At 58.3% G+C, this 12,197-nt stretch carries 11 protein-coding genes and 1 tRNA gene; 11 read left to right on the forward strand and 1 reads right to left on the reverse strand.

What is annotated here, in order from left to right; all coding sequences use genetic code 11:
* The 7 genes from VNL17_04815 to VNL17_04845 all read left to right on the forward strand — a co-directional run.
* Window positions 1-487 (forward strand): VOC family protein (locus VNL17_04815; protein HXI83396.1); only part of this gene is annotated, 487 nt, incomplete at its 5' end.
* A gap of 443 nt (window positions 488-930) precedes the next feature.
* Complete coding sequence (gene metK / locus VNL17_04820) at window positions 931-2,115, forward strand: methionine adenosyltransferase (GenBank protein HXI83397.1); 1,185 nt, start codon at window positions 931-933, stop codon at window positions 2,113-2,115.
* A gap of 172 nt (window positions 2,116-2,287) precedes the next feature.
* On the forward strand, window positions 2,288-5,458 hold the full coding sequence (locus VNL17_04825) for an alpha-amylase family glycosyl hydrolase (protein ID HXI83398.1): 3,171 nt from the start codon (window positions 2,288-2,290) through the stop codon (window positions 5,456-5,458).
* Between the two features lie 68 nt (window positions 5,459-5,526).
* Window positions 5,527-6,822: an AAA family ATPase gene (locus tag VNL17_04830; protein ID HXI83399.1), complete on the forward strand. Its 1,296-nt coding sequence runs from the start codon at window positions 5,527-5,529 to the stop codon at window positions 6,820-6,822.
* A gap of 138 nt (window positions 6,823-6,960) precedes the next feature.
* A complete protein-coding gene (gene ahcY / locus VNL17_04835) occupies window positions 6,961-8,427 on the forward strand; it encodes an adenosylhomocysteinase (GenBank protein ID HXI83400.1) in 1,467 nt (488 codons plus the stop codon).
* A 3-nt stretch (window positions 8,428-8,430) separates the two neighbouring features.
* Window positions 8,431-8,664, forward strand: a complete 234-nt coding sequence (locus tag VNL17_04840) for a glutaredoxin family protein (protein ID HXI83401.1) — start codon at window positions 8,431-8,433, stop codon at window positions 8,662-8,664.
* Between the two features lie 28 nt (window positions 8,665-8,692).
* Window positions 8,693-8,926 (forward strand): hypothetical protein, encoded by a 234-nt coding sequence (locus VNL17_04845; GenBank protein ID HXI83402.1) that lies wholly within the window; start codon window positions 8,693-8,695, stop codon window positions 8,924-8,926.
* Here the strand turns inward: VNL17_04845 and pyrF are convergent.
* The gene (gene pyrF / locus VNL17_04850) at window positions 8,918-9,583 is read right to left on the reverse strand and encodes an orotidine-5'-phosphate decarboxylase (GenBank protein HXI83403.1); all 666 of its coding nucleotides are present in this window, start codon (window positions 9,581-9,583) and stop codon (window positions 8,918-8,920) included. The genes VNL17_04845 and pyrF overlap by 9 nt on opposite strands.
* Before the next feature lie 64 nt (window positions 9,584-9,647).
* On the opposite strand from pyrF, the gene ispE reads away from it, so the two are divergent.
* The 4 genes from ispE to VNL17_04870 form a co-directional block, all read left to right on the forward strand.
* Window positions 9,648-10,529 carry a 4-(cytidine 5'-diphospho)-2-C-methyl-D-erythritol kinase gene (gene ispE, locus VNL17_04855; protein HXI83404.1) on the forward strand — a complete coding sequence of 294 codons (882 nt, stop codon included), beginning with the start codon at window positions 9,648-9,650 and terminating at the stop codon, window positions 10,527-10,529.
* A 30-nt stretch (window positions 10,530-10,559) separates the two neighbouring features.
* Window positions 10,560-10,634: transfer RNA gene (locus VNL17_04860), tRNA-Gln, on the forward strand.
* Between the two features lie 74 nt (window positions 10,635-10,708).
* Complete coding sequence (locus VNL17_04865) at window positions 10,709-11,635, forward strand: tetratricopeptide repeat protein (GenBank protein HXI83405.1); 927 nt, start codon at window positions 10,709-10,711, stop codon at window positions 11,633-11,635.
* The coding region (locus VNL17_04870; protein HXI83406.1) for a secretion system protein E at window positions 11,632-12,197 on the forward strand (566 nt) is incomplete at its 3' end. The genes VNL17_04865 and VNL17_04870, both read left to right, overlap by 4 nt.

Genomic DNA, 12,197 nt, shown 5'->3' on the forward strand with positions numbered 1-12,197 from the left:
TTGCGATGATGCCCCCGGAACTATTTGCCCGGTTCGTCACACGTCCAAATTGCATCAAGCGAGAGAGGAGATTTCTGTGGGCGAGAGCGCCAGGGATCAGAAGACCGGCATAGCCCCCATGCTCTCGGTCCGTAAAGCCGCGAGGGCCATTGAGTTCTACAAGGCCGCGTTCGGAGCCGGCGAGTTGTTCCGCATCGACAGCGAGAGTGGAGCGGTGGTCGCCCGGCTGTCCATGGGGGCAGCCGAATTCTGGGTCGCCGACGAATCTCCCGAGCACAAAAACTTCAGCCCCGAATCTCTCGGCGGCGGCACGGTGCGGATGGTCATGACTGTGGAAGATCCGGATGCCGCATTCGACCGGGCCGTCGCCGCTGGCGCCACCGTGGTTTGGCCCGTCAGCAACCAGTATGGTTGGCGTTTAGGACGAATCGTCGATCCGTTCGGACACCATTGGGAAATCGGCAAGCCTTTGTCAGAAGGCCGATGACGCCAGCAGTTACAAGGCGGTTGCGGTGTGTTTTTCTATCAATCGTTAATCGATATTTTTGCTGGACGCGGTATGCGAGAAGAGATGTGATCGCCGCAGTTCTTTGACAGGGAGTCTGCTCCGCAAGGGCGCCAGGAAGCACCAAAATGGAGCGGTTATTTCGGACGGAGGAAGGGGCGTGAAAACATGTGTTTCTACGAAACGAACCGGATTGGTTTTCGCGATAATCTGATCGCATCCTCCGCAACTACAGCACTTTATGGCGATCTTGCGGAATTTTTGAATCCGGTTCGTTTGGTGAGAAAATGGCGAGTTGGACGGTCCGGGAGCTTGGGAAATTTCTTGTGCGTTGAGCCTCTTTCCGGTACATTCGCACCCGGAATTTGGCGAGGTAACCGACTGAGTGCCTAGAGAAGCACCTCTCCCTGACAATGAAGGATCTTATGGACAAGAAACATTATTTATTTTCGTCGGAATCGGTGACGGAGGGTCACCCGGACAAGGTTTGCGACACGATTTCGGACGCGGTGTTGGACGCGTGCTTGAAGCAGGACCCGAAGAGTCGCGTGGCCTGCGAGACGCTTGCCAAATCAAACCTCGTGGTGCTTGCCGGCGAGATCACAACCAAGGCGCACCTGGATTATTGCCAGATCGTGCGCGGCGCGATCCGCGAGATCGGTTACACGAAGGACGTGAGCGCGGTGTTCAATGACGAGGATTGCCAGGTCCTCTGCGCGCTCGTGAAGCAAAGTCCGGACATTGCGCAGGGCGTGGATGACAAAGCGGCGGAAGGCAAAGCCACCGCCGAACAGGGCGCGGGCGACCAGGGATTGATGTTTGGGTTCGCTTGCACGGAGACGCCGGAACTGATGCCGGCGCCGATCATGTACGCGCACAAGCTCGGGTTGAAACTTTCCAAGGCGCGGAAGAGCGGTGCGATCAAATGGCTGCGTCCCGACGGCAAGACGCAGGTCACCATCGAGTACGAGAACCACAAACCCATCCGTGTTCATACCGTCGTCATTTCCAACCAGCATGCGGACAACGTGAAGCACTCGGAGATTGCGGAAATCCTCATCGAAGAAATCATCAAGAAGGTCATCCCGAAGAACCTGCTCGACAAGGACACTCGCTACCTCATCAATCCCACGGGCCGGTTCGTCATCGGCGGGCCCGAAGGCGACAGCGGTCTGACGGGCCGCAAGATCATCGTGGACAGCTACGGCGGCATGGGGCGGCATGGCGGCGGGGCGTTCAGCGGCAAGGACCCGAGCAAAGTCGATCGCAGTGCCGCGTACATGGGCCGTTACGTCGCCAAGAACATTGTGGCGGCGGGTTTGGCCGAGCGCTGCGAAATCCAATTCGCATACGCCATCGGCTTTCCTGAGCCGGTTAGCGTGTTGGTCGAGACGTTTGGCACCAGCAAGGTGCCGCGCGAGAAGATCGAGAAGGCCGTGCTGGAGGTGTTCAGCTTCAAGCCCGCCAATATCATCAAGCAGTTGAACCTCCTACGCCCGATCTACGGTAAGACGACCAACTACGGTCATTTTGGCAAAATCGATGACCTGGAAGCACTTACGTGGGAGCGGACGGACAAAGCGGAAGCCTTGAAGAAAGCTGTTCACTAATTCCTGACAGTTGACGTGGGGTCGCATCTGGCCGAATTTGTAAAGCGGTTGACCGACGAGCTATGTCGACAGGTTACCGACGGAAGGTTAGGATCGCTGGAAGCTAATGAATGGGTTCGTCCGAGTTGTCTTGTCTGCAACTGGACTGGCGTGGGTTTGCGCCAATCGCAGGGTGCGACGTTTGACTGTTGCCGTGAATGCGCTCTGCTGCGTCTTCATTTTCTCCCTCGCCGCTACAGCTCGCGCTGCGTACCCCTCGCCTGCCGACTGGCGTAACGAAAACATCTATTTCATTTTCCTGGATCGGTTCTACGACGGCGATCCTTCCAACAACAATGTCGAAAGTGCGCACGGAGCGCCCTATTTGCCGGCTGACGCCCACGCCATCCATGGCGGCGATCTGAAAGGCGTCCAACAGAAGCTGGACTACATCAAGTCGCTTGGCGCCACGGCCATCTGGGTCACCCCGATTGTTTACAATGTTGGTGGTTCCGCATTTCACGGTTACGGGGCGCAGGATTTTTATCAACTGGCACCGCACTGGGGTAGCATGACCGACCTGTCGAATATGGTCAGCGCGGCGCATTCCCGTGGGATCAAGGTCGTCCTGGACATCGTCTGCAACCACAGCGGCGATCTTATTGACAGCGGCGATTCCGGCTACCCGGCCTTCCTGGCGCCGCCATCCGGCTACAACATGCGCTACAAGAACGTGGCCAACCAGCACGCCTTTCCCTTCAACATTACCAATGCGACGCCGCCGACCTTCACATCCATCTTTCACAACAACGGCGCGATTGATACCTACAGCCTCACCCAACACGTCGTGCTCGGGGAATTGTCGAGCCTGGACGACTTCGCCACCGAGACGACCTATGTCCGCACCAACATGGCCAACGTCTACGAGTATTGGATCGGCGCGGGCGACTTCGATGGCTTCCGCATCGATACGGTAAAGCATGTGGATTATGGTTTCTGGCAGTACTGGTGCCCGCAGATCCACCAGTATGCAACTTCCATCGGTAAATCGAATTTCTTCATGTTCGGCGAAGTTTTCAATGGCAACCTCAGCGACGACCCCTTCGTCGGCTCTTACACCGGTACGGAGGGGGGCGGCCCGTTCAAACTCGACGCAACACTGGATTACGTGTTGTATGGCCAGATCGGCTCGGTGTTCGGAACTGCTTCGGGCAACACAGTGGGGATCCAGACCCATTACAATCAAATCGCCCCCAATTACGACACCAACTCCTGGTATCGACTCGTCACCTTTCTGGATAATCACGACAACCCACGCTTCCTGAGTTCCAGCGAGGCCAATGACAACACCAACCGCCTCACCGTCGCGCTGGAATTTCTCTACACTTCGCGGGGTATTCCGTGCCTGTACTACGGTACGGAACAGGCCTTCGACGGTACGACCGACCCGAACAATCGCGAGGACATGTTCGACGGCCAGTTCGAGCAAGGCCCGTCGCTCGGCGACAATTTCAACGAGACGCACCCGCTGTTTCAACTCGTCGCCAAGCTCAATAATTTCCGCCGCCTCTATCCCGCATTACGCACCGGCGTGCACAACAACAGTTGGACCAATTCGGCCGGGCCGGGCCTTTTCGCCTACTCGCGCGTGCTGAGTAATCAGGAAGTCTTCGTCGTCTTCAACACTGCCTCTTCCAGTCAGTCACTCCCCAGTCGTCCTTCTTTGTATGCACCGGGCACCGTCCTGGTCAACCTGCTCAACACGAATGAAACCATTGTGGTCACCTCTTCCACGACCAACATCACGCCCGTGATCTCCGTCCCCAGCACCACCGCCAAGATCTTCATCGCGCAATCGCTGGTGCAACCGCTTGATCCCGTCGTCATCAGCCAAAGTCCGACGCATGCGTCGACGAATGTTTCGACGGCAGCCCGTCTGGTTTTGGCATTCAGCAAACCGATGGACACCAACTCCGTGCAGGCAGCACTTTCTCTGACACCGGCGACGTCGGGCGCTTTCACCTGGTCCGCGTTGCACGACACCATGACCTTCACTCCCGGCACAACCTGGCCGACGTTTACGACCAATCTGGTCCACCTTGGCACCAACGCGATGGATTCCGTCAATGGCAACACGATCTTCGCGCCGTTTGACACCTACTTCGTCACCTCTACCAACATCGTCGCCGACCTTACCCCACCCGGCGTGGCGCTCAATTTCCCTATCAACGGTTCGACCGTGTCGGGCACCACACTGGTCTCAGGGACCGCCTCGGACAACGTCGCCGTCACGAAAGTCGAGGTGAACGTCGATAGCGGCACGTGGAGCACCGCCTCGGGCACCACGAGCTGGTCTTTCTCACTCAACACGCAGAATCTGCTCAACGGCCAGCACACAATCTTCGCGCGCGCGACCGATATTTCCGGCAATCTCTCCAGCGTCCCGTCCGTTACGGTCCGCGTCTTCAATGTGCCCGGGAGTTACCTCGCGCGCATCAGCGCCGGCGATCCTGTCAATGCCACCAACTGCGACAGCACCGTCTGGATCAAGGATCAAGCCTATGCGCTTGGCTCGTTTGGCTACTCCGGCACCACGGCCACCGGCTTTGTTAACAATGCGATCACGGGGATCTGCACAAACGCGTGGCGCCTCTATCAATGGGAACGTTACAGCCAGTCCGCGGGCGGCTACAGCTACCTCTTCGACTGCCCGGCGGGCGTCTATGAAACCACGTTGCTCGAAGTGGAAACGTTCTGGAGCGCCACCAACCAGCGCGTATTCAATGTTTTCATCGAGGGTCAGCAAGTGCTGACCAATTTTGATATTTTCGCGGCTGCAGGCGGCAAGAACATTCCGGTCACGCGTGTCTTCACTAATGCCGTCGCCGACGCGCAGCTGAAAATCGATTTCGTCCCCGTTACGGACAACGCCCGCGCCTCCGGTATCCAGGTCCGCAAGATCGCCGATCTCGACAGCGACAGTGACGGGATCCCCGATTGGTGGATGCTCGCGTACTTTAACCACGCAACCGGCCAAAGTGGCGATAATTCGCTGGCCAACCAGGACGCTGACGGCGATGGGATCTCCAATCTGCAGGAGTTCCTGGCTGGCACCGACCCGACGGATCCAAATTCTGCCTTTCGCATCACCAACATCAGCATCGTCGGCGACGACGTCGCCGTCACATGGAGCACGCAGCCCAACAAGACCAATCAACTCGAACGCAGCAGCGTATTGGGCACCAATGCTTCCTGGTTTAACGTCGGCCCCCTCACCATTGGCACCGGCTCGCCCGTCACCCAGACCGATTTCGGGGCCGCCACCAACCCGCCCGCCTTCTACCGCGTACTCCTCGTGCCGTAAAAGCGATAGCGCCCTCAAAAGTGCTCGCGCTCGGGCGGGCCTTGTGTTAAAAGGGTTTCGACGCGATCATGCAGGAACCGACAAATGCCGAACTGTTGGATGCTGCCGCAGAGGCGGTATCGAGCCAACTCTGTCCGCGTTTCCCTGAGACGCCGGACCAACTGGACCTCAATCTCGGGTTCCTGAATGATCTGGCGCTGAAGACATTGTCCACCGACACGAACGGGACCACATCCAGTGTGAGCGAGCGGATGAAACTCGGCCTGGTGATCACGGACACGGTGCTGCAGCAGTTGTACCGCGAGAACCTCATCGAGATGAAGGGCAGCATCGCGATGCACAATAACCGCTACGCGATGCTGGAACGCGGTTGGACGCGGGTCTTCCAGTCGATGAGCATCTGCAGCTATGTCGGACCTGCGCCGGTCACGCTGGAACTTTACACGATGATGCTGGTCAGCCAGGTACGCAGCCGTGCGCCCGCGACCCGGGAGTCGCTGGAGCAAACGTTGTCGCATTTGGTGTTGCCGGAAGCGGTCAAGCGGATCCTCGGGGTGGTGGTCAGTTCGGGGCGCAGCCTGTTCCTAAGCGGGCCGCCTGGCAACGGAAAAACGGCGATGGCCCGAGCGCTGGTCAACGCGGTGGCGGAACCGCTGTGGATTCCCTACGCCATCGAGGTGGACGGCCAGGTCATCCGCGTATTCGACAAACACGTGCACCATACCGTCGAGCCCACGGAATCCGATTTCGATCGCCGCTGGGTGAAGATTCGTCCGCCGTTGGTGGTTGTCGGCGGTGAACTGACGATTGAGAGCCTTGACCTGACGGCGACGGGCAGCGCTCGCTACTACGAGGCGCCGTTTCAACTCAAGGCGAACGGAGGCGTTTTATTAGTGGATGATTTCGGGCGCCAGCGCTGCTCGGCGCACCAGTTGTTGAACCGTTGGATTATCCCGCTGGAGAACCGTGTCGATTCGCTCACGTTGAGCACGGGGAAGAAGATCGAGATTCCTTTCGAACAGATTATCGTGTTCGCGACGAACCTGACCGACGCCGATCTCGTGGATGAGGCGTTCATGCGGCGCATGGGCTATCGTCTCGCGGTTTCACGGCCTTCAACGGAAACCTACACGGAGATCTTCCAACGCACGGCGGCCGATTTCGGCCTGCCGTTGGACGATGCCTTGATCGCGCGCCTATTGGATCGTTACAAGGCCGAAGGTCGCCTGCCAAATGCCTGTGACCCGCGCGATTTGGTCCTGCGAGCGGTGGATTTGTGCCGCTTTGAGAAGCAAGAACTTAGGTTGACCGACGAAACGCTGGATCTCGCATGGGTAGGCTATTTTGGCGCACCGGCCACGTAGCGTGCGCAAGGGGAATTTCGTTGATTTGCAGCCTATCGTCGAGTACTTTTTCCCGCTCCACTAAGAACCAAGGCCAATCGGGCGATTCGCAAATCGCCGCGATCGGTGATATGAAAAAGACAACTACGATTAACAGTTATGGCTACAGTTAAACTTCCTCCGGCGCGGACAAAACTCACAAAACCCACGGGCAACGGCGCGAAAGGTGACTTCAAAGTGCGTGACCTCTCGCTCGCGGAATGGGGTCGTAAGACCATTCACGTCTCCGAGCACGAAATGCCCGGCCTCATGGCCATCCGCAAGAAGTACGGCCCGTTAAAGCCGCTCCGAGGCGTGCGCATTACCGGCTCGCTGCACATGACCATCGAGACGGCGATTCTCATCGAGACACTCAAGGAACTCGGCGCGTCCGTGCGCTGGGCGAGCTGCAACATCTTTTCGACGCAGGACCACGCCGCCGCGGCGATCGCGCAGGCGGGCATTCCGGTTTTCGCGTGGAAAGGTGAGACGCTGGAGGAATATTGGGACTGCACGCTCGACGCGCTCACACATCCCGACAACAAGGGCCCACAGCTCATCGTGGACGACGGCGGTGATGCCACCCTGCTCATCCATAAAGGCTACGAACTCGAAAATGGCAGCGACTGGGTCAACACCAAGAGCGCGAGCCACGAAGAGCAGGTCATCAAAGACCTCCTCAAGCGCGTGCTCAAACAGCGCCCGCGTTTCTGGCACACCGTCGTGAAGGATTGGAAGGGCGTTTCCGAAGAGACGACGACCGGCGTGCACCGCCTCTATCAGATGCTCGAAGCGCACAAGTTGCTCGTTCCCGCCATCAATGTCAACGATTCCGTCACCAAGTCGAAGTTTGACAATCTTTACGGCTGTCGCGAATCACTCGCCGACGGCATCAAGCGTGCGACGGACGTGATGGTGGCCGGCAAGGTCGCGGTGGTTTGCGGTTACGGCGACGTGGGCAAAGGCAGTTCCCATTCACTGCGCGGTTTCGGGGCGCGCGTGATCGTCACTGAGATTGATCCCATCAACGCCTTGCAGGCTGCGATGGAAGGTTTCCAGGTCACGACCGTCGAAGACACGCTCGGCAAGGCCGACATCTACGTCACGACGACCGGCAACTGCGACATCCTCACGCTCGAACACATGGCGAAAATGAAAGACCAGGCCATCGTTTGCAACATCGGCCACTTCGACAACGAGATTCAGGTGGACCGTCTCAACAACGCGAAAGGCGTCACCCGGCTCAACATCAAGCCGCAGGTGGACAAGTACACTTTCGCGGACGGTCACTGCATTTATCTGCTCGCCGAAGGCCGTCTCGTGAACCTCGGGTGCGCCACCGGCCATCCGAGTTTTGTCATGTCCAACAGCTTTACCAACCAATGCCTCGCGCAATTGGATTTGTGGCAGAAGAAGGACACCAACAGAGTCGGCGTCTATCGCTTGCCCAAGAAACTTGACGAAGAAGTGGCCCGCTTGCATCTCGAAAAAATCGGCGTGAAGCTCACCAAGCTCTCCGAGAAGCAAGCTGCCTACCTCGACGTTCCGATCGAAGGTCCTTACAAGCCGGACCATTATCGCTACTAGCTTGTGGCCCTGATTACGATCTACTCCAAGCCGGATTGCCACTTGTGCGAGCGGGCGAAGGAGGTCATCGAGCGCTGCCACGAGAAAGTCGATTTCGCAGTGGAGATCATCGACATTTCGCAGAATCCAGAACTTCTTGAGCGCTATCGCGACGACATCCCGGTCATCCTGCTTGACGGCAACGAAATTGCCCGCCACTTTGTGCGGGAACGCAAGTTGCTGGAACTGTTACGGTAATCGATACAACAAGCGGAGGAATATGGGAATGAATGCCAAATACGTCGCCACCTTTGCCCTCGCGGCCGGTCTGGTCGCGGGAAGTCTCTTCATCGCGCAGGCGCAGAGTGAAAACAAACCTGTCGCGCCTGCCGCGGCTGACCCTCGAATCGACAAGATTCTGGAGCAAAACGACAAGATCCTGAAGAATCAGGACGAGATCTTGAAGGACCTGGCCGATATCAAGGAAGGCGTCCTGCAGGTGCGCCGCCGCTCAAGCTGACGCGACGGCAACCGCCATTTCCTCGACGATGCGTGCCGCTGCCCGAGCGGGGTCGTCCGCCGCGATGATGGGTCTGCCGACAACGATGTAACTGGCTCCGGCGGCAACCGCTTCAGTAGGGGTCATCACGCGTTTCTGGTCGCCGGCTTCTGCCCACGAGGGGCGGATACCGGGCGTCACGATAAGAAAGTTCTTCCCGAGCGCCTCGCGCAACAGATGAATCTCACGCGGTGAGGCTATGACACCATCCAAACCACACTCTTTCGCAAGCTTCGCCAAACGTAGTACCTCCGCTTGCACGTCGCCTCCCACGCTCGTGAGCACGGTCACGCCAAGCAGCAATGGATGACCAGGAATCGCTGCTGCCGCCTCGAGCATTTCTGCGCCACCGGATGTGTGCAAGGTCAACATGCGGACCCGTAGCGCGGCTGCGGACGCGACGGCCCTGGCAACCGTGTGAGGAATGTCGTGAAACTTCAAGTCGATGAAGCATTCCTTGCCATGCTCGTGGAGAAACTCGATGATGCGGGGACCGACGCGGGTGAACAATTGGCTGCCGACCTTGAAAACATCCACAACGTCACGCGTGACCTGAACCAAGGCGGTCGCGTCCTCAAAGCTTTCCACGTCCAGCGCCACGATAAGCTTTGATTTCATCCAAGGCGCATGGTAGGGAAAACTTCGTGACGACACAAGCGCAACAGCGGGGACGGGCTGGCCGTTGACCATTTTTTCGCCCGCGAAAATCAATCTGTACTTGCGCATCATTGGCAAGCGGCCGGACGGCTATCACGAACTCGAAACGGTGATGCTCCCGCTTGATTTCGGCGATCAGATCACACTGCAATCCCGCAAGGCCGGCGTCACGCTGGCGTGTGACGATCCCCGCCTGCCGACGGATGACTCAAACCTTGCGCTTCGGGCGGCCAGAACGCTGGCGGAAGCATACGGGACAAAGCAGGGCGCGAAGATCAGCCTGACGAAATGCACGCCGCTCGCGGCGGGTCTTGGCGGCGGCAGCAGCAATGCGGCGACCGCATTGCTGGGATTGAACCGTCTTTGGAAACTGAAGGCGTCTAGCAAGAAATTGCACACGCTCGCGGCGAGTCTGGGTTCGGACATCAATTTCTTCATGGCCGGCGGCGCGGCCCTCTGCAGCGGGCGCGGCGAGAAGATCGAACCCATCCCGTGCAAATTCTCGGGAGCGATCCTGCTGGTGAACCCCGGCTTCGGCATCTCGACGAAATGGGCCTATGAAAGCTGGGCCAAAGCGACGGCGGAGTCGCGATTGACAGCGCCCCCGCCAGAAGTTAGTCTCCTGTTGCGCGCGCTGGCCGATGACGACCTGGCGGGTGTTTCGCGAGCCCTGTTCAACTCGCTGGAAGCGCCATCAATTCGCAAGTTTCCCGTTCTGGAATTGATCAAAGACGCCATGCTTGACGGCGGCGCGGTAGGCGCCCTGATGAGTGGCAGCGGCGCGACGGTGTTCGGACTGTTTCCGAATGCGAAATTGGCGAAAACATCCGCGCGAAAAGTTCGTGAACAATTTGGGCCGAGTATGTGGACGCGGGTGGCGCAATTCGCACCTCTGCGTCTGGCATAACGGCGCGGTCCCAAGCAGCATGGGGCAGACTGCCCGATAGTGTAATTGGTAACACAGCGGCCTTTGGAGCCGTATTTCCTGGTTCGAGTCCAGGTCGGGCAGCCAGTTTTCCTTCTTATCCCCATCCGCCACTGGCATGTAGGGTGCTTTATCAGCCCCCCGAGCTTGGAGTGCTCGAAATGGCCAGTATTTCAGAAGACGAAAACCAGCAACTGCTTCGAACAGTCGAGATGTTCGAAGCGATAACGGAGTCCCAGCCGGACGACTACCAGTCCTGGGAAATCCTCAAGGAGGCCTATAGCAAACTGGGCCGGCGCCCGGAGAGTCTGCGCGCCTCCAAGAAGCTGGCGAACGCCCACATCTCTCTCGGCCAGATTTCACAAGCGATCCTCGAGTTCGAAGGAATCCTGCAGGAATATCCTGATGACCCCGAGGTGTTGGCCGCCCTTTCGGAAATCGAGGCAAAAACCTCCCAGCTTTCCCCTGCCCGTCAACCCTCTGGGGCGCCGCCGTTGCGTGAGGACTCCAAGCCGACACCATCTGACCCGACGCTGGTCGCCGGGGCAGCGGCGCCCCCCTCTTCCTTGCCAGTGAAACAAGCGCCCGAGAACGGCAACAAGGCGTTGGTCGATGTGCTCCTCGCCGAGAAGTTGATCACAGAGCAGGCTGTCGAACCGCTCCTCAAACGCCTCGCGTCGAGTCCCGCGGGCAATGGCGAAAACGCACAGGCCTGCACGCTTTCGCAGGTGCTGGTCGATGAACAATTGATCAAGTTGGAGGACTTCCTTTCCTTGCTTGTCGAACGCAGTGGTCTGCCCTATCTCCCTCTTTCGACCTACGACGTGGACCGCGATGCGGTCTGCCTGTTGCCACGGGATCTCTGCTTCGCGAATTGCATTGTTCCGTTCGACCTGATCAGCCGTTCGGTGTTGATCGCAACCGCCAATCCATTCGACATGCAATTACGCAGCCAGGCCGAAGTCATGTTGGCCTACAACGTCTTTTGGTATGTAACTTCACCCGAGGAAATCCACAGCGCGCTGCGACGCGCGCATGGACTCGACACGAAACATCCACAGGGCACTCGCATGCCCGGTAAACCATGAAATCATTCGGGGAAAGAATAGCCGATACGCTGCTCGCCGATGGGTTGCTGACACAAGAGCAACTGACCGAGGCACTTGAACTGCAGAAAAAGCAGGGCGGCCGCCTCCTTAAGCTGCTGATCGAGAAGCAACTCGTCACCGATCAGGACATGATGGTCAGCATGGGCCGCTGCCTCGGCGCGTCACCCATCACGTTGTCCAAGATGCGCGTCCCGCAGGACGTCATTGATCTCATCCCGAAGGAGCTCGCACAAACCTACAAAATGGTTGCCGTCGCCCGCCTCGGCAAAAGGCTGTTTGTGGCGATGGCGGACCCGTTGAATGTGCTGGCGCTCGATGATCTGCGCCGCATGCGCGCCAATCTGCAGATCGTTCCGCTAATCAGCACCGAAAAGGCTGTTGTCGATTTCCTCAACAACGCACAGACACAAGTCAGCGGCGGTATTGATGCGATTCTGAAGGACGTCGACGTCTCCGACGTCGAGCTGGCAAAAGAAGGCCAGGAGGAAATCAACCTCGACCAACTCGTGGAAAGCAGCGAGGAAGGCCCGGTTATCAAGCT

The sequence above is a fragment of the Verrucomicrobiia bacterium genome, from assembly GCA_035577545.1.
Taxonomy (GTDB): Bacteria; Verrucomicrobiota; Verrucomicrobiia; order Palsa-1439; family Palsa-1439; genus Palsa-1439.

Excerpts from the sequence above, each read along its gene's own strand:
- VNL17_04830 (HXI83399.1), top strand. The coding sequence starts at position 5,527 with ATGCAGGAACCGACAAATGCCGAACTGTTGGATGCTGCCGCAGAGGCG.
- pyrF (HXI83403.1), bottom strand. The coding sequence starts at position 9,583 with ATGAAATCAAAGCTTATCGTGGCGCTGGACGTGGAAAGCTTTGAGGAC.
- VNL17_04845 (HXI83402.1), top strand. The coding sequence starts at position 8,693 with ATGAATGCCAAATACGTCGCCACCTTTGCCCTCGCGGCCGGTCTGGTC.
- metK (HXI83397.1), top strand. The coding sequence starts at position 931 with ATGGACAAGAAACATTATTTATTTTCGTCGGAATCGGTGACGGAGGGT.
- VNL17_04865 (HXI83405.1), top strand. The coding sequence starts at position 10,709 with ATGGCCAGTATTTCAGAAGACGAAAACCAGCAACTGCTTCGAACAGTC.
- ahcY (HXI83400.1), top strand. The coding sequence starts at position 6,961 with ATGGCTACAGTTAAACTTCCTCCGGCGCGGACAAAACTCACAAAACCC.